This window comes from Frigidibacter sp. SD6-1 (genome assembly GCF_030143255.1).
In the GTDB taxonomy this organism is placed as follows: Bacteria; Pseudomonadota; Alphaproteobacteria; order Rhodobacterales; family Rhodobacteraceae; genus TMP-24.
In genome coordinates, this window is the sequence record NZ_JARJNR010000004.1 from 212,255 (window position 1) to 229,675 (window position 17,421).

16 protein-coding genes are annotated in these 17,421 nt (G+C 67.9%); 8 read left to right on the forward strand and 8 right to left on the reverse strand.

Annotated elements, in window-relative coordinates; all coding sequences use genetic code 11:
• Window position 1 precedes the first annotated feature (1 nt).
• Together P0645_RS09405 and tpiA are read right to left on the reverse strand one after the other, a co-directional pair.
• On the reverse strand, window positions 2-910 hold the full coding sequence (locus P0645_RS09405; protein WP_284164313.1) for a DMT family transporter: 909 nt from the start codon (window positions 908-910) through the stop codon (window positions 2-4).
• A 3-nt stretch (window positions 911-913) separates the two neighbouring features.
• Entirely contained in the window at window positions 914-1,660 is a 747-nt protein-coding gene (gene tpiA, locus P0645_RS09410) for a triose-phosphate isomerase (RefSeq protein WP_284164314.1), read from the reverse strand.
• Between the two features lie 218 nt (window positions 1,661-1,878).
• Here tpiA and ptsP point away from each other — a divergent pair, with 218 nt between their 5' ends.
• From ptsP to P0645_RS09430, 4 genes are all read left to right on the forward strand, one after another.
• The gene (gene ptsP, locus P0645_RS09415; RefSeq protein ID WP_284164315.1) at window positions 1,879-4,125 is read left to right on the forward strand and encodes a phosphoenolpyruvate--protein phosphotransferase; all 2,247 of its coding nucleotides are present in this window, start codon (window positions 1,879-1,881) and stop codon (window positions 4,123-4,125) included.
• A 94-nt stretch (window positions 4,126-4,219) separates the two neighbouring features.
• Complete coding sequence (yghU, locus tag P0645_RS09420) at window positions 4,220-5,056, forward strand: glutathione-dependent disulfide-bond oxidoreductase (RefSeq protein WP_284164316.1); 837 nt, start codon at window positions 4,220-4,222, stop codon at window positions 5,054-5,056.
• A 48-nt stretch (window positions 5,057-5,104) separates the two neighbouring features.
• Complete coding sequence (locus P0645_RS09425; RefSeq protein ID WP_284164317.1) at window positions 5,105-5,887, forward strand: RHS repeat-associated core domain-containing protein; 783 nt, start codon at window positions 5,105-5,107, stop codon at window positions 5,885-5,887.
• Window positions 5,888-6,296: 409 nt separating this feature from the next.
• Window positions 6,297-6,632 (forward strand): RHS repeat domain-containing protein, encoded by a 336-nt coding sequence (locus P0645_RS09430; RefSeq protein ID WP_284164318.1) that lies wholly within the window; start codon window positions 6,297-6,299, stop codon window positions 6,630-6,632.
• Here P0645_RS09430 and hutU read toward each other — a convergent pair.
• From hutU to hutI, 4 genes are read right to left on the reverse strand one after another with little or no spacing between them, the layout of a single operon-like run.
• Complete coding sequence (gene hutU, locus P0645_RS09435) at window positions 6,566-8,254, reverse strand: urocanate hydratase (protein ID WP_284164319.1); 1,689 nt, start codon at window positions 8,252-8,254, stop codon at window positions 6,566-6,568. The two genes, P0645_RS09430 and hutU, sit on opposite strands and share 67 nt — an antisense overlap.
• An 11-nt stretch (window positions 8,255-8,265) precedes the next feature.
• Window positions 8,266-9,069 (reverse strand): N-formylglutamate deformylase, encoded by an 804-nt coding sequence (gene hutG, locus P0645_RS09440; RefSeq protein ID WP_284164320.1) that lies wholly within the window; start codon window positions 9,067-9,069, stop codon window positions 8,266-8,268.
• Complete coding sequence (gene hutH / locus P0645_RS09445; protein WP_284164321.1) at window positions 9,066-10,601, reverse strand: histidine ammonia-lyase; 1,536 nt, start codon at window positions 10,599-10,601, stop codon at window positions 9,066-9,068. Before hutH ends, hutG begins: the two co-directional genes overlap by 4 nt.
• Window positions 10,598-11,794 carry an imidazolonepropionase gene (gene hutI / locus P0645_RS09450; RefSeq protein WP_284164322.1) on the reverse strand — a complete coding sequence of 399 codons (1,197 nt, stop codon included), beginning with the start codon at window positions 11,792-11,794 and terminating at the stop codon, window positions 10,598-10,600. The genes hutH and hutI overlap by 4 nt, the downstream gene beginning before the upstream one ends.
• A gap of 74 nt (window positions 11,795-11,868) precedes the next feature.
• Between hutI and P0645_RS09455 the strand changes: the two genes are divergently transcribed.
• Window positions 11,869-13,224, forward strand: a complete 1,356-nt coding sequence (locus tag P0645_RS09455; RefSeq protein ID WP_284164323.1) for a formimidoylglutamate deiminase — start codon at window positions 11,869-11,871, stop codon at window positions 13,222-13,224.
• Window positions 13,225-13,291: 67 nt separating this feature from the next.
• On the opposite strand, the gene P0645_RS09460 is transcribed toward P0645_RS09455, so the two are convergent.
• Window positions 13,292-13,825, reverse strand: a complete 534-nt coding sequence (locus P0645_RS09460; RefSeq protein ID WP_284164324.1) for a HutD/Ves family protein — start codon at window positions 13,823-13,825, stop codon at window positions 13,292-13,294.
• Window positions 13,826-13,886: 61 nt separating this feature from the next.
• Here P0645_RS09460 and hutC point away from each other — a divergent pair, with 61 nt between their 5' ends.
• A complete protein-coding gene (gene hutC, locus P0645_RS09465; RefSeq protein ID WP_284164325.1) occupies window positions 13,887-14,585 on the forward strand; it encodes a histidine utilization transcriptional repressor HutC in 699 nt (232 codons plus the stop codon).
• 12 nt (window positions 14,586-14,597) lie between these two features.
• Here the strand turns inward: hutC and P0645_RS09470 are convergent, their stop codons facing one another.
• Window positions 14,598-15,482 carry a LysR family transcriptional regulator gene (locus P0645_RS09470; RefSeq protein ID WP_284164326.1) on the reverse strand — a complete coding sequence of 295 codons (885 nt, stop codon included), beginning with the start codon at window positions 15,480-15,482 and terminating at the stop codon, window positions 14,598-14,600.
• An 83-nt stretch (window positions 15,483-15,565) separates the two neighbouring features.
• Between P0645_RS09470 and P0645_RS09475 the strand changes: the two genes are divergently transcribed.
• On the forward strand, window positions 15,566-16,366 hold the full coding sequence (locus tag P0645_RS09475) for a phytanoyl-CoA dioxygenase family protein (protein WP_284164327.1): 801 nt from the start codon (window positions 15,566-15,568) through the stop codon (window positions 16,364-16,366).
• A 50-nt stretch (window positions 16,367-16,416) separates the two neighbouring features.
• Window positions 16,417-17,397, forward strand: a complete 981-nt coding sequence (locus P0645_RS09480) for an aldose epimerase family protein (RefSeq protein WP_284164328.1) — start codon at window positions 16,417-16,419, stop codon at window positions 17,395-17,397.
• Window positions 17,398-17,421: the final 24 nt, after the last annotated feature.

Below are 17,421 nucleotides of genomic sequence, written 5' to 3' on the forward strand. Positions count from 1 at the left end.
GTCAGGTCTTCCGGAAGGTCAGGATATTCTGCGCGACAAGCACGCCAAGGCCGACGATCGCCGCCCCTGCCGCCTCGCGCCAGACCCAGCTGCCGCCAAGCGCGAAGAGGATGAGCATCACGTAGAAGGGCGTGGCATTGAGGTGGAGCGAGGATTGCGCGAGCCCGAGCCGCCCGAGGCCGAGGATCCACAGAAGCTGGCTGAGCGCGAGCCCGCCCACCGCGAAGACGGCGAGCGCGCCCCAGGCATGGGCGTCGAGGTGCGACCATTGGGCGGGTTCGGCGCCGAAGATGCTGGCGGCGAGCGCCGTGACCATCGCCGCGGTCGTCAGGGTGATCGTGGTGCGCCCGAGCGGCGTGAGCGCGGGAAAGGCGCTGACGGTGAGGCGCGAGGCCAGCGCATAGACGACGAGGGATGCGAGCATGACGAGCGCGCCGAGGCCGAAGTCGGGGCCGCCCGCCGCAGGGTCGAGCGCCACATAGCCCCCCGTCAGGCTGAGCGCGATCCCGGCCAGAAGCGCGCCCGAGGGGCGGCGGCGGTCCAGCACCGCCTCGATCAGCGCGCCGACGATCGGCATTGTGGTCGAGATGATGGCGACCGTCACCGCGCTCGTCATGCCCTGGCCTATGACGAGGCAGGCGGCGCCGAAACCGAGGAGCCCGCCGACAAGGAGGCCCATCAGCCAGTTGGCGCCGAGCGCCGCCCTGGGTTCCAGTATGAGCCAGATCGGCAGAAGGACGGCGGTCGCCAGCGCCATGCGCGCAGCCGCGAGTGCGAGCGGCGGCAGGAGCGGGATAAGCACGTCGGCCGCAGGCAGCCCCGCCGCCCAGACCATCATCGAGCCCATGCACAGGAGATTGGCGCCGAGCACACCCTGACCGCGTTCGGGGCTCGATCGCACCAGTGTCATGGGTCAGGCCGCCGACAGTGCCGCGATGATCTGGCCGAAATCTTCGGCCTTCAGGCTCGCCCCCCCGACAAGCGCGCCATCGACATTGGAGACGGCGAAAATCTCGCTGGCATTCGAGGGCTTGACCGATCCGCCATAGAGGAGCCGCACGCCGTCCGCAGCGGGCCCCAGTCGCGACGTCAGTCCGGCCCTGAGGAAATCATGGACCTCGGCGATCTGGTCCAGCGTCGGCGTCCGACCGGTGCCGATCGCCCAGACCGGTTCGTAGGCGACGACGAGATTGGCCGTCGTCGCTCCCTCGGGCACCGATCCGGCCAGTTGGCGGCCGATCACCGCAAGCGTCTCGCCCCGGTCGCGCTCCGCCTCCGTCTCGCCCAGGCAGACCACGGCCACGAGACCCGCAGACCAGGCGGCAAGCACCTTGGCGGCCACATCGGCGTCGCTCTCGCCATGATCGGCGCGGCGTTCGGAATGGCCGAGGATCACATGGCTCGCGCCGGCATCGGCCAACTGCGCCGCCGCGATGTCGCCGGTATGGGCGCCGGAGGCCCGCGCATGGCAATCCTGCCCGCCGATCCGCACCGGCGCATCGCCTGCGGCTGTTACGGCGGCGGCGATCAGCGTTGCGGGCGGGCAGATCATGATCTCGCAGGCCGCCCCGCCATGGTCGGCGGCGATCCGGCCGATCTCGGCAAGGCTCGCGCGGGTGCCGTTCATCTTCCAGTTTCCGGCGGCTAGCTTGCGGCGCATCTCTTCCTCCATCGCTGACCGGCTAGCTGTAGCAATCCGGCAGGCGCGCGGAAAGGGCAAGCGGCGCGATTTCCGGGCTGACCCCGCACGGACATAGGGGCCGAAAAACCGCCCGCGCCGCAGGCAGACTGCAAAAATCCGCCCGAAAGTGGCCGCCTTCCCACTCCCTTTTGCGAAACGCATCGCCTATAGAGGAGGCGAGGCAGACGGGACTGATCATGACCGAACGTACCGAAAGCGACAGTCGCAGGCTGCTCCGGCGCCTGCGCGACACGCTGGCCGAACCCGGCGCCGGTCAGGAACGGCTGGACCGGATCGTGCGGCTTATTGCCTCCTCGATGGGCACCGAGGTCTGTTCGGTCTATCTCTTCCGCGACGACGAGACGCTGGAACTGTGCGCGACCGAAGGGCTGAAGCGCGAATCCGTCCACAAGACCCGGATGAAGCTGGGCGAGGGTCTTGTCGGACGGGTGGCCAAGACCTCGTCGCCGGTGAATACCGCCAATGCGCCTGCCGAAAAGGGCTTCCGCTACATGCCCGAGACGGGGGAGGAGATCTATTCCTCCTTCCTCGGCGTGCCGATCCAGCGGCTGGGCGAGAAGCTCGGCGTGCTGGTCGTCCAGTCGAAAGAGGCGCGCAGCTATTCCGACGACGAGATCTATGCGCTCGAGGTCGTGGCCATGGTGGTGGCCGAGATGAGCGAGCTTGGCGCCTTCATCGGCGAGGGCGACGCGCTGGCGGCGCCCCACAAGCATGCGGTGATGTTCCGGGGCGGGACGGGGCAGGAAGGCGCGGCAGAGGGTCGGGTCTGGCTGCATGAGCCGCGCGTCGTCATCATCAATCCGGTGGGCGACGATCCGGTCAAGGAAATGGAGCGGCTGAACAAGGCGGTCGCCGATCTGCGCCTGTCGGTCGATGCGATGATCACCACCTCCGACAATGGTGATGCCGAGCAGAACCAGATCCTCGAAGCCTACCGGATGTTCGCCAATTCCCGCGGCTGGATGCGGCGGATGGAGGAGGATATCGCGCGCGGCCTGTCGGCCGAGGCGGCGGTCGAGAAGGAACAGTCCCAGGCGCGCGCGCGGCTGGAAACCGTGCCCGACCCCTATCTGCGCGACCGGCTGCACGATCTTGACGATCTCTCGAACCGGCTTCTGCGCATCCTGACCGGGCAGGGGCAGGATACCGGCGCCGAGATGCCGGACAATCCGATCCTCGTCGCGCGCAATATCGGCCCGGCTGAGCTTCTGGATTATGGCCGCAAGCTGAAGGGCGTGGTCTTGGAGGAAGGGTCGGTCGGCAGCCATGCGGCGGTCGTGGCGCGCGCGCTGGCGATCCCGCTGGTGATCCATGCCGAAAAGATCACGACCGAGGCGCTGAACGGCGACCATATCCTTGTCGATGGCGATCAGGGCATGGTGCATCTCAGGCCCGACGAAACCGTCGCCCGCCATTTCCGCGAGAAGATCGCCATGCAGGCGGCGGCGCAAAGCCGCTATGCGAGCCTGCGCGACCAGCCCGCGACCGACAAGGCGGGCACGACGATCGCGCTGCACATGAACGCGGGCCTGATGGCCGACCTGCCCTCGCTCGCCGGGTCCGGCGCCGAAGGTGTCGGCCTCTTCCGCACGGAACTGCAGTTCCTGATCCGTAGCCATGTCCCCAAGCGCGGCGAGCTTGCCGCGCTCTATGCCCGGGTGATGGAGGCAGCGCACGGCAAGCGCGTGGTCTTCCGCACGCTCGATATCGGGTCCGACAAGGTCCTGCCCTACATGAAACGGGTCGAGGAGCCGAACCCGGCGATGGGCTGGCGCGCGATCCGCGTCGGGCTCGACAAGCCGGGCGTGATGCGCATGCAGCTTCAGGCGCTGATCCGCGCGGCCGCAGGGCGGCCCCTGACGGTAATGTTCCCCTTCGTGGCCGAAATGTCGGAATTCACCGAAGCGCGGACGATGTTGATCGACGAGATCGAGAACGAGCGCAGCCTTGGCCACAAGCTGCCCTCGATCCTCGAAGTGGGGGCGATGCTGGAAACCCCCTCGCTTGCCTTCGCGCCGGACGCCTTCTTCGAAATGGCCGATTTCATCTCGATCGGCGGCAATGACCTCAAGCAGTTCTTCTTCGCCGCCGACCGCGAGAACGAACGGGTGAGGAAGCGCTACGACATGCTGAATGCGAGCTTCGTGACCTTCCTTGAAAAGATCGTTGCGCGCTGCGACCGGACCGGAACGCCGCTGTCGTTCTGCGGCGAGGATGCCGGGCGTCCGGTCGAGGCGCTCTGCCTTGCCGCGATAGGGTTCCGCATGCTCTCGATGCGGCCCGCCTCGATCGGGCCGGTCAAGCATCTGATCCGCCGCGTCGATCTTGGCGCGCTGAAGGCGGTGATGGAGCGGGCACGGGCCAGCGGCGCCGACAATCTGCGCCCGGCGGTCATGGACTGGCTCAGCCGTCAGGACGTCTGAGCAGGGCTGCACATCCACCTGTGTGGCGCCGCCCGGTTGCGACGGACGCCTTGGTGCCTAATCTGGAAAGGAAAGATCAGCGATGGAGCCCGCGATGACCTATCAGCCCCCCAAAGTCTGGACATGGGAACAGCCCTCCGGCGGCAGCTTCGCCTCGACCAACCGGCCCGTTGCCGGACCGACACATGACCGCGACCTGCCGGTCGGCTCCCATGCGCTGCAGCTCTATTCGCTCGCGACGCCCAATGGCGTGAAGGTGACCGTGATGCTCGAAGAGCTTCTGGAAGCGGGCCACAAGGGCGCCGAATATGACGCCTGGCTGATCGACATCGGCAAGGGCGACCAGTTCGGTTCGGGCTTCGTCGAGGTCAATCCCAATTCGAAGATCCCGGCCCTTCTCGACCGCTCCGGCGAGACGCCGCGCCGCATCTTCGAAAGCGGCTCGATCCTCGTCCATCTCGCCGAAAAGTTCGGTGCCTTCTTGCCCAAGGACGGCCCGGCGCGGACCGAGGTGATGAACTGGCTCTTCTGGCAGATGGGCAGCGCGCCTTTCCTCGGCGGCGGGTTCGGGCATTTCTACGTCTATGCGCCTGAAAAATACGAATATCCGATAAACCGCTATGCGATGGAGGTGAAGCGCCAGTATGACGTTCTTGACCGCCAGCTGGCGGAACGGCCCTTCATCGCCGGTGACGATTATTCCATTGCCGACATGGCGATCTGGCCCTGGTATGGCAATCTGGCGCTTGGCCGGGCCTATGGCGATGCCTCGACTTTCCTCGACACGGCCTCCTACAAACATGTGATGCGCTGGGCCGAAGCGATCGACACCCGCCCCGCCGTCAAGCGCGGCCGCATGGTCAACCGCAACTGGGGCGAGGCGGACATGCAATTGCCCGAACGCCATTCGGCGTCGGACTTCGCGAAGTAGACGGGGCGCTGCCGGGCGCTTCGCCCTGAGAACGGCAACCCGGTCTCGGTGCTCTCGGTCCTGCATTATGACGGCCTCGGCTCGGTCCGCGCCGTCACCAACGCGCCGGGCCTCCGGTCTGAAACCGCCCTCTACCGCCCCTATGGCGAGCAGCAGGAACAGACCTTCACCGCCCTCCTCAACGAGACCCGCGGCTATATCGGCGAGCGCTACGACGCCGACGCGGGGCTCCAGTACCTCAACGCCCGCTACTACGACCCGAGGCTGGGGATGTTCCTCCAGCCGGACTGGTGGCGACCCACTCGCCGCGGTGTGGGGACCAATCGCTACGCCTACAGCTTCAATGATCCTGTCAATGGCCGCGACCCGAGCGGGCATTGGCTCGAAGAACAGGCCGATGGAAAACTCACTGGACCAAAAGGTGATCGGAGGCACGTCTCCAACGATCCGAAATACAAGGAACGGAATGGTGGCGGTACGGCGGGTGGCGGGCAAGGCGGTTCTGGTCCGCAATCCGGGCCGGGGCCGGACAATCGAGATCGTGATGTGCCCGGGAGGAGCACTGTAGCTGCGTCAGCTACCCCGGCCAGTTCGCCCTCGGTGCTCGCGCCATCTGGCCCCAATCCTTGCCCGCCAGGGACGCGGCCGCTCTCCACCTCTGAGAAAGCTCTTCTGGCAGCGGGGCTAGCGGCGGCAGGTGTATATGTTTCGGGACCGACGGCAGTTGTGGCGGCTGCACGCGGAGGGTTGGCAGCTGCGGGCGTTTTTGGGATGAATGGGTGCATATCGGTTGGTGAAGGACCGGATGTTCCTGACTGGACGGCACCCTGACAAGGTACATTCCATTCCACCGGCAGCTGGTGAAATATCGCTTGGTGTCAAGACAATGAAGAAACTGGCAGTCAGCATCGCATGTCTGGTCGTGGCAGTCGTAGCATATCTGGTCTTCCGGCCATTCGTCGTGGAAACTTGGAAGCTCGCTCTTCTTGTTGGCTTATGTACAGGCGCTTCTTCCTACGTCCTCTCGCGCTTTATCGAGGCTGGAAAATGAACGGGCGGTGTCGCATTGGCCGACTTACCTGTTGGGACGGCGGCGGGACGGATGCCGCCCCCTTGATCCGGCCCGAGAAAGACGGGCGGCTACGCGCGTTGAGCTGATGGAGATCATGCCCGCCCCGGCCTGCGCCTCGTCCGGCGGCTCTATAACGGCACCTCGGTCTCGGTGCTGTCGGTCCGGCACTTGGACGGCCTCGGCTCGGTCCGCGCGGTCACCGACGCGGCCGGCGCCCGCTCCGAAACCGCCCTCTACCGCCCCTATGGCGAAGAGCAGGAACAGACCTACACCGCCCTCCTCAACGAGAGCCGCGGCTATATCGGCGAGCGCTACGACGCCGACGCGGGGCTCCAGTACCTCAACGCCCGCTACTACGACCCGAGGCTGGGGATGTTCCTCCAGCCCGACTGGTGGGAGGTGATGATCCTGGGGGGGGCGGACCAGTCGCAGCCTGCTCAGTTCCCGAGGATCGTCGGCAGCCTCAGCCCCATGTCGCGGGCATGTCTGATCGCGATGTCGTAGCCTGCATCCGCATGGCGCCAGACGCCGGAGGCGGGGTCGTTCCACAGGACACGTTCAAGGCGCTTGGCCGCTTCCGGTGTGCCGTCGGCGACGATGACGACGCCGGAATGCTGGCTGAACCCCATGCCGACCCCGCCGCCGTGGTGCAGCGAAACCCAGGTTGCGCCCGAGGCGGTGTTCACCAGCGCATTCAGAAGCGGCCAGTCGGAGACGGCGTCGGACCCGTCCTTCATCGCCTCGGTCTCGCGGTTGGGCGAGGCGACCGAACCCGAGTCCAGATGGTCGCGGCCGATGACGACCGGGGCTGTCAACTCGCCCTTCGCCACCATCTCGTTGAACATCAGCCCCGCGCGGTGGCGGTCGCCCAGGCCGATCCAGCAGATGCGGGCGGGCAGGCCCTGGAAGGCGATGCGGTCCCGCGCCATGTCGAGCCAGCGGTGCAGGTGCTGGTTCTCGGGGAAGAGCTTCTTCATCGCCGCGTCGGTCTTGTAGATATCCTCCGGGTCGCCCGAGAGCGCGCACCAGCGGAAGGGGCCGATGCCCTTGCAGAAGAGGGGGCGGATGTAGGCGGGCACGAAGCCCGGGAAGGCGAAGGCATTTTCCAGCCCCTCGTCCTTCGCCACCTGGCGGATGTTGTTGCCGTAATCCAGCGTCGGCACGCCTGCGTTCCAGAAATCGACCATCGCCGCGACATGCACCTTCATCGAGGCGCGGGCGGCCTTTTCGACCGCTTTCGGATCGCTTTCCTGCTTGGCGCGCCATTCGGCGACGGTCCAGCCCTGCGGCAGGTAACCGTGGACGGGGTCGTGGGCCGAGGTCTGGTCGGTGACGATGTCGGGGCGGGGGCCGCCCGCCTTCATCCGCCGGACAAGCTCGGGGAAGACATCGGCGGCATTGCCGATGAGGGCCACGGACTTGGCCTCGCCCGCCTTGGTCCATTGGTCGATGAGCGCCAGCGCCTCGTCCAGCGTATGGGCCTTGGCGTCGCAATAGCGGGTGCGGATGCGGAAGTCGGCGCGCGTCTCGTCGCATTCGACGGCGAGGCAGCAGGCGCCGGCCATGACGGCGGCCAAGGGCTGGGCGCCGCCCATGCCGCCAAGACCGCCCGTGAGAATCCATTTGCCCCTGAGATTGCCGCCGTAATGCTGGCGGCCCGCTTCTGCGAATGTCTCGTAGGTGCCCTGCACGATGCCTTGGGTGCCGATGTAGATCCAGGACCCGGCGGTCATCTGGCCGTACATCATCAGGCCCTTCTTATCCAATTCGTTGAAATGGTCCCAGTTGGCCCAGTGCGGCACGAGGTTCGAATTGGCGATCAGCACGCGGGGGGCGTCCGCATGGGTCTTGACCACGGCCACCGGGCGGCCGGACTGGACGACGAGGGTTTCGTCGCTTTCAAGGTCCTTCAAGGTCGCCACGATCCGGTCGAAGTCGCCCCAGCTGCGCGCCGCGCGCCCGATGCCGCCATAGACCACCAGCTCATGCGGGTTTTCGGCAACGTCGGGATGCAGGTTGTTCATCAGCATCCGCATCGCGGCCTCGGTCTGCCAGCTTTTGGCGGTGCGGTCGGGGCCGGTCGGCGGGTAGATGTCGCGGCTGTTCTTGCGGTCGAGGTCGAGCATTTGGGACTCCTTCAGGAGAGGGCGCCCGAGCGGGCGAGGCGGTCAAGGGTGGTGAGGGCCGTTGCGAGAACCCGGCGGGGCGCTTCGGCGATTGCGGCGTCAAAGGACCATGGCGCGCCTTCGGCGGACAGATAGGCGCGCTGGGCAATCTCCATCTGGATCGCATGGATTTTCGCTTCGGGGCGGCCGTAGTGGCGGGTGGTCCAGCCGCCCTTGAAGCGGCCGTTCACCACTGTTTCAAAGTCGGTCGCGCCCATGCAGGGCGCGCGGGTGGCGGTTTCGATCAAGGGCGCGCAGGTCGTGCCCTCGTTCGTGCCGATATTGAAATGCGGCAGCGTGCCTTCGAACAGGAAGGGGATGACCGAGCGGATCGAATGGCAATCCCACAGGATCGCGGCACCGTGGAGGGCCCTTACGCGGTCGATCTGATATTGAAGGGCGAGGTGGTAGGGCGTGTGGAAAGCCTCGCGCCGCTCGAGGATTTCCGCCTCCGAGGGCGCCTGACCCTCGGACCAGATGGGCAGCCCGTCAAAGTCGGTGGTCGGGCAAAGCTCGGTCGTGTTCTGGCCGGGATAAAGCGAAACCCCGGACGGATCGCGGTTCGCGTCGATGGCGTAGCGGTGGAAAGTGGCGGCGACCACCGTCACCCCGGGCAAAAGACCATCGTACAGCCGGTCGATGTGCCAATCGGTGTCGGCCAGTTTCCGGCCGTTGTCATTCAGCCGCGCGGCCAGATCGTCCGGCAACCATGTGCCGCCGTGTGGCATCCCGAGGATGACGGGGCTGTCGCCTTCGGTGACGGTGAAGGGCGTCATGCGGAAAGCTCCGGCAGCGCCAGCCCGGTCGCCCGCGCGATCTCGCCCGAGCCGATAAGCCGCGCGGCCTGTTCGAGGTCGGGGGCGAGGTAGCGGTCTTCGCCGAGGGTGGCCACCTCTTGTCTGAGCCGTTTCAGCACATTCTGGAGCGGGCCAGACGTGACCAGCGGCGCACGGAACTCGATACCCTGCGCGGCGCAGAGAAGCTCGACACCGAGAATGCGGTCGAGGTTCTCGACCATCCTGCCGAGGCGGCGCGCGCCGTGGGCGGCCATCGAGACGTGATCCTCCTGATTGGCCGAGGTGGGGGTGGAATCGGTGACGGTCGGGTTGGCGAGATGCTTGTTCTCGCTCATCAAGGCCGCCGTCGTGACCTCGGCGATCATGTAGCCGGAATTGAGGCCGGGGTTCGGGGTCAGGAAGGCGGGCAGATCGAACGACAGGACCGGATCGACCATCAGCGCCACGCGGCGCTGGGCAATGGCGCCGATCTCGGCCAGCGCAAGCGCGATCATGTCGGCCGCGAAGCCCACCGGCTCGGCGTGGAAGTTGCCGCCCGAGACGATGATCCCCGCTTCGGTCAGGACGAGGGGATTGTCGGTGGCGGCATTCGCCTCGATTTCAAGCGTCCGCGCTGCCATGCGCAGGACGTCCATCGCCGCGCCCGTCACCTGCGGCTGGCAGCGGATGCAATAGGGGTCCTGCACGCGCGTGTCGCCCTCGCGGTGGCTTTCGCGGATGACCGAGCCGTCGAGGCAGGAGCGTAGGAAGCCTGCGGCCTCGATCTGGCCGACGTGACCGCGCAGCGAATGGATTTCCGGTTGCAGGGGTGCGGTCGACCCCATGATCGCGTCGGTCGAAAGCGCCGACGTGACCAGCGCCCCCTGCGCCGCCCGCCAGGCGTCGAACAGACCCGCGAGCGCGAAGGCGGTGGAAAACTGTGTGCCGTTGATGAAGGCAAGCCCTTCCTTGGGGCCAAGCGGGATGGGTTTCAGGCCCGCTTTGGCGAGCGCTTCCGAGCCGGGCAGCGTCTGGCCTTGATACTCTGCCTCGCCATGACCGATGAGCACGGCGGTCATGTGGGCAAGGGGGGCGAGGTCGCCGCTGGCGCCGACCGAGCCTTGCGCTGGAATGACCGGCGTGACGCCCTTTTCCAGCATGTTTTCAAGAAGTTCGATCAGCTCCCACCGCACGCCCGAGGCGCCGCGGCCGAGGGAGAGGAGTTTCAGCGCCATCATCAGGCGGGCATGACGGCGGCTGACCGGCTCGCCCACGCCGCAGCAGTGCGACAGGATCAGGTTCCTTTGCAGCGTCGCCGTGTCCTTGGGCGCGACCCTCACCGAGGCGAGCTTGCCGAAGCCGGTGTTGACGCCATAGACCGGCACATTGCCTTCGGCGGCGGCGCGGATCGCCGCGGCAGCCCGGTCGACGGCTGGTCTGGCGCTGCGGTCAAGGCGGACCGGTTCGTCCTCGAACCAGATGCGGGCGAGGTCGTTCAGCGTGACGGCGCCGGGGGTGAGGGTCAGGGTCACGAGGTGGCTCCGAAAATGCGTTGGTGAAGCGGGTTGAACCCTATCCGGTAGGCGAGCTCTGCCGGATGATCGGCGTTCCAGACCGCCAGGTCGGCGCGCAGTCCGGGCACCAGCGTGCCACGGTCGCTCAGGCCAAGGGCGCGGGCGGCGTGTTGGGTGGCGCCGCGCAAGGCTTCCTCGGGCGTCAGGCGGAAAAGCGTGCAGGCCATGTTCATCGCCAGAAGCAGCGATCCCATTGGCGACGACCCGGGGTTCATGTCGGTCGCGACGGCCATGGGCACGCCATGCTGGCGCAGAAGGGCGACGGGCGGCTCTTTCGTCTCGCGGATCGCATAGAAGGCGCCGGGCAGGATCACCGCGACGGTTCCGGCGGCGGCCATGGCCTTCACGCCCGCTTCATCGAGATATTCCAGATGGTCGGCGGAAAGTGCCCCGTAACCGGCAGCGAGCGCGGCTCCGCCAAGGTTCGACAGCTGTTCGGCGTGCAGCTTCACCGGCAGGCCAAGGCGCTTTGCCTCGTCGAAGACACGGGCGATCTGGTCCGGGCTGAAGGCGATCCCTTCGCAGAACCCGTCGACCGCATCGGCCAGGCCGTCCGCATGGGCGGCGCGCAGCGCGGGCAGGCAGAGGTCGTCGATATAGGCGTCGGGGCGGCCCTTGTATTCCGGCGGCACCGCATGGGCGCCGAGGAACGTGGTGCGGATCGTCACGGGTCTCAGCGCGGCAAGCGCGCGCGCGGCGCGCAGCATGCGAAGCTCGGTGTCGATATCGAGCCCATAACCCGATTTCACCTCGACGCACGACACGCCTTCGGCGATCAGCGCATCGAGCCGGGGCAGGGCCGAGGCGACAAGGTCTTCGACTGACGCGGCACGAGTGGCGGCGACGGTCGAGATGATGCCTCCGCCTGCACGGGCGATCTCTTCATAGCTCGCGCCCTTCAGCCGCAGTTCGAATTCGGCGGCGCGGTGGCCGCCGTGGACGATATGGGTGTGGCAGTCGATGAGGGCGGGTGTCACGAGCCGGCCGCCAAGGTCGCGTTCCGCAGCCTTCGGCGCCTTGGTGCGGGGGCCGATCCAGCGGATCAGGCCCTGTTCCACAAGGATCGCCGCATCTTCGATCAGGCCGTAGGGTGCCTCGCCCGCAAGCGTCGCGGCGCGGCAATTGACGTAGAGAAGGGGGGCAGAGGTCATGGGCTGCGATTCCGGTTGCCTGAGCGGGTTCTAGTCGGTTATAGAGAATATGTCTAGACATAATGGAGCCCGCCATGATCTTCGCCCGCCGTGCCCTTCTGCCTTCGGGATGGGCGGAGGATGTCCGCGTGACCTGCGATGGCGGGCGGATCGCGTCTGTTCAGGTGGGGGGCGCTGCAGGGCCGGGCGACACGCGGGTCGACGTCTTGTTGCCCGCGCTTGCCAACCTGCATTCGCATGCTTTCCAGCGGGCGATGGCGGGGCGGACCGAGGTGCGGGCCAGGGGCCGCGAAAGCTTCTGGACCTGGCGCGAGATCATGTACCGCTTCCTCGACCGGCTGATGCCCGAGCAGATGCAGGCCATCGCCGCGATGGTCTATGTCGAGATGCAGGAAGCGGGCTTCGCCTCGGTCGGCGAGTTCCATTATGTCCATCACCAGCCGGGCGGGGCGGCCTATGCCGACCGGGCCGAGATGTCGGCGCGGATCATGGCCGCGGCGGCCGAGACCGGGATCGGCCTGACGCATCTGCCGGTGCTGTATACTTATGGCGGCGCGGGCAAGGCGCCGCTGGCGGGCGGGCAGCTCAGGTTTGGCAATGATGTCGAGGGCTTTGCGCACCTTCTTGAAGCAGTGCGCGGGCATGCGGCGGGGATGAAAGCCGATACGGTCGTCGGTATCGCGCCGCATTCGCTGCGCGCCACCTGCCCGGCGGATCTGGCGGCGGCGCTGCCGCTGGCGGCGGGCGGACCTGTCCATATCCACATCGCCGAGCAGCCGAAGGAGGTCGAGGATATCTCCGTCTGGCTCGGTGCCCGCCCCGTGGACTGGCTGCTGGCCAATGCGCCGGTGGACGGGCGCTGGTGCCCGATACACGCGACCCACATGACGGCGGCGGAAACCGCGGGGCTGGCCCGGTCAGGGGCGGTCGCGGGGTTGTGTCCGGTCACCGAGGCCAATCTGGGTGACGGGCCGTTCAACGGGCCAGGCTGGATCGCGGCAGGGGGAGCGTTCGGGGTGGGGTCGGATTCGAATGTCCGTATCTCGATGGTCGAGGAACTTCGGACACTGGAATATTCCCAAAGGCTCAGGGACTTGAGCCGCAATGTTCTGGTGCCGGGCGAGGGCTCGGTCGGTGCCTTCCTCTATCGCGGTGCCGCGACGGGTGGAGCGCAGGCGCTGGGGCGCGATGCGGGGCGGATCGAGGCGGGCAGGCTTGCCGATCTGGTGGCTCTGGACGGCGATCATCCGGCGCTCTGCGGGCTTTCGGGCGATCAGCTGCTCGACGGGCTCGTCTTTGCCGCGCCGGACAATGTGGTGACCGACCTCTGGTCCGCCGGGCGCCATCAGGTGCGCTCGGGCCGCCATCTGGCGCGCGACGCGGTCGTCGCGGGCTATCGGGCGGCGGTTGCGGGGCTTCTGGCCGGGTAGGGGGCGCTGCCCCCGTCCCGGGCCGGGGCCCGGGACTCCCCCGGAGTATTTCGCGACAGAAAGTGGATCAGAGACGCTGGTCGAGCGTTACGAGCAGGCCGCGAAAGCCCGGCGCCGGACCGGCGTCGAGGCGATCGAACAGCGCAATGGCGCGGGCCGGAACCGCCGGGGTTTCCAGCGCGCTCAGGGCGAGGAGCGCATGGCTGCGGCCGGGGGCGGGCATGCAGTCGGGCAGCGCGCCGTCGAGCAGCCTGACCGAGGCGTCGAGGCGGCCGGCGTCCCAGATCAGGTTGAAATCGCGGACCGGCCCGCCGATCAGGCGGCTGTCAACGGGCGTGTCGCCCGAGAACAGGACGGGCGTGAGGGGCAGCGCGTCGAGCCGTCCCCCGGCTGTGTGGAGGTGGAGCCCCGCGCCCTCGATCACCGTGAGGATGCGCGTGAGGCCGGGGAAGGCCGAGAAAGGGCCGTCCGAGGCGACCTCGGCGATCGAGAGGCGCCAGAGAAGGCGGCCGTCCCGATCCTCGCGGGCGATCTCGTGCGTCACGCCGCCGCCGTTCTTCCAGGCCTGGGTCAGGAATTGGTCGGGTGTGATGACACGCATTGCAGGCGGACCCTCGGGCTGGTTATGGTCAGACAAATAGGCGGGAGGCCGGGCGCAGTCCATGGGGGATGAGAAGACGACCTTTCGCGACGTGAAGGCGGAGCTTCTGCGCCGCATCACGGCGCAGCTCTGGGCACCGGGCGCGCTCGTTCCGGGCGAGGTGGACCTGGCCACGGAATTCGGTGTGGCGCGGGCCACGGTGAACCGGGCGATGCGGGAGCTGACGGAGGAGGGGCTGCTGGAGCGGCGGCGCAAGGCCGGAACCCGGGTCCGGCCCTCGCCGCTGCGCGCCGCGCGGTTCGAGATACCGCTTGTCCGCGCCGAGATCGAGGCCGGGGGCCGGGCCTATGGCTACCGGCTGATCGGCCGGGCGGTCATGGCGGCGCCCGGCTGGCTCGCGGCACGGCTCAGCCTGGCGCCTGGCACGCGGGTGGTGCATCTGACCTGCCTGCACAGCGCGGACGGCGCCCCCTACCAGTTCGAGGATCGCTGGATCAGCCTTGCCGCCCTGCCCGGGGCCGGGGCGGAAGGGTTCGAGACGATCGGACCCAACGAATGGCTGATCCGGGCGGTGCCCTTTTCCGAGGTAGAAATCAGCTTCCTCGCGACGGCGGCGGCGGGGGAGGTGGCCGCGGCGCTTGGCTATGGCGAGGGCGAGCCGGTCTTTACTGCCGAACGCACGACCTGGTGGCAGGGGCAGGCGATCACCCATGTGCGGCTCTCGTTCGCGCGCGGCCACCGGATGACGACGCGCTATTGATCCGACGCTCCCTCACGACCCCATCGGCAGGCCGCGCACCAGCGCAGAAAGACCCTCTGCGGCGGGCGAGAGCGGCAGTGCCGCGAGGCGGGCGAGGACCACGGCTTCCCCGCGACCGGTGCCGGTGACGGGGCGAATGGCAAGCGGACGGCCATCGCAGCTGATATCGGGCGCGGGGCGGCTGTAGCTGAGACCGACGCCAAGGCCGTTCGCCGCGAACGAGCGCATGAGGTCGAGCGAGGCGGCGCGGCGGGCGATGCGGGGCGCAAGGCCCGCACGGGTGAAGAGGGCGCGCATGTGGCTGACCGACAGGCCCTGGTCGGCGAGGATCAGGGGTTCGTCGGCGAGGTCGTGCAGGGTAAGCGTCTGCCGGGCGGCTAGCGGGTGGTCGGGCGCAAGGATCGCATGGGGATGGACGCGGGCGACCTCTTCGCGCGCCACGCTGTCATCGAGGCCGAGGTCGTAGGTCAGCGCAAGGTCGATGCGCCCCTGTGCAAGACCCTCGGCCAGCCCTTCGAAACCCGCCACGACCGGTGTCAGCCCGATGTCGCGGGCGCGGGCGGCGGCGATCAGCGGGGCGAGGACCATGGGCGCGAGGTCTTCGAAACAGCCAAGGATCACCGGAGCGTCCTGTGCCGCCCTGCCGGTGGCAAGCTGCGTGAGGCTTGCAAGGATACGCTCGGCCTCGTCGAGGAACCGCCGGCCATAGGGCGTGGCGCGCATCGGCCCGCCCGAGCGGCGCAGGAACAAGGGCTGGCCGATCTGCGCCTCGAGCTGCGCGAGTGCGACCGAAAGGGCGGGCTGCGAGACATTGAGCGTCCGGGCTGCGAGCGTCATGCTTTCGGTGCGGCCGACGGCCAGGGCATATTCGAGCTGGCGGAGGGTAATGGATAACATCAGTTCATTGCTGGCATTTGACGATATTATTGGAAGTTATGCGCGGGCCGCGCCATCCTGCAAGCACAGCGAAGGAGGGCGCTATGGTTCAGGTGACGGATGAGATGATCGAGGCCTATCGGCGCGACGGGGTCGTGCTGGTGAAGGGCCTGTGGAAGGACTGGGTCGAGGAGATCCGGGCCGGAATCGCCCGCAACATGGCCGAGCCCGGGCCCTATGCGGCGGAAAACCTCAAACCCGGCGAGGCAGGGCGGTTCTTCGATGACTATTGCAACTGGCAGCGCATCCCGGAATTCGAGCAGGTGATCCGCCAGTCGGCAGTCGCGGATGTCGCCGCGCGCCTGATGGGGTCGGATATCGTCCAGCTTTTCCACGAGCATGTGCTGGTGAAGGAGCCGGGGACCTCGAAGCCCACGCCCTGGCATCAGGACGGGCCCTATTATTTCGTGAAGGGCCGCCAGACCGTCAGCTTCTGGTCGCCGGTCGATCCGGTGCGCGAGGCGTCCCTGCGCTGCGTCGCGGGTTCGCACCTTTGGCCAAAGGAGGTGCTGCCCAAGCGCTGGCTGGCCGACACGAGCTTCTACCCCGACCCCGACGCCTACATGCCGGTGCCCGACCCTGACGCCGAGGGGATGCAGGTGATGGAATGGGAGATGGAGCCGGGCGATGCGGTGGCCTTCGACTACCAGACCCTGCACGGGGCGCGCGGCAACGAGGCCGCGACGCGGCGCCGAGCCTTCTCGCTGAGGCTCGTCGGGCGGGATGCGCTCTACGTCGAGCGGCCGGGCCGGACCTCGCCGCCCTTCCCGGGGCACGGAATGGAACCGGGGCAGCGGCTCAGGGCCGACTGGTTCCCCTATCTGAAGGGTGCGCCCGGCGCTTGACGCCTGCCGCCGCGCCGGGCCATCTGGCCAGGCAGAGTTGCGGGGACAGGATGAGCGGCGCGGAGATCATGGAATTCGGGAAGACGGCTGACGGGCGGATCGTCCATGCCGTCACCCTGCGGTCGGGCGCGCTGACGGCCACTGTCCTGACCTGGGGCGCGGTGCTGCAGGGTCTGTGGCTGAAGGGCGTGCCGCACAGCCTGACTCTGGGGTCGGACCGGCTGGCGGATTACGAAGGGCCGATGGTCCATCACGGGTCGCTGGTGGCGCCGGTCGCCAACCGGATTTCCGGCGCGCGGGCGCAGTTGGACGGTCGGGAGCTGACTTTCGAGAAGAACCACGCGGGCCGCATGACCCTGCATTCTGGGTCGGCCGGAACGCAGGCCAAGGTCTGGACCATCGCGCAAGCCGATGCGCGCCATGTCGTCCTGGCGCTCGACCTGGCTGATGGCGAGGGCGGGTTCCCCGGAAACCGCCATGTCGAGGCAGGCTTCGAGGTGACGGGCGCCGCGCTCAGGCTGACGATCACTGCCACGACCGACCGGCCGACCTTCTTCAACGCGACGAACCACAGCTACTGGAACCTCGACGGCACCGCGACATGGGAAGGTCATCGCCTGCGCGTCGCGGCGGAGGAACGGCTCCTGACCGATGCCGAGGATTGCGCGACGGGCGAGGTCGAGCCGGTGGCGGGCGGCGCCTACGACTTCCGCTCCGGCGCGACGCCGGTTCCGGGAAACCCGCCGATCGACCATTGCTTCGCCCTCGCGCGCGCCCGCCGCGCCCTGACGCCCGAGATGTGGCTGACCGGCCGCAAGGGCGTGACGTTGGAGGTGGCGACGACCGAACCGGGCCTGCAGCTTTATGACGGGCGCGGCGCTGCCCGGCCGGGGTGCGGGCCTTACGAGGGAATCGCCATCGAGGCGCAGGGCTGGCCGGATGCACCGAACCGGGCGGGATTTCCGTCGATTGTCCTGCGCCCGGGCGAGGAGGTCCGGCAGGTTACGGAATGGCGGTTCCGGCGCGGCTAAGCCGCTCTTCGCGCCCTGTCGCGC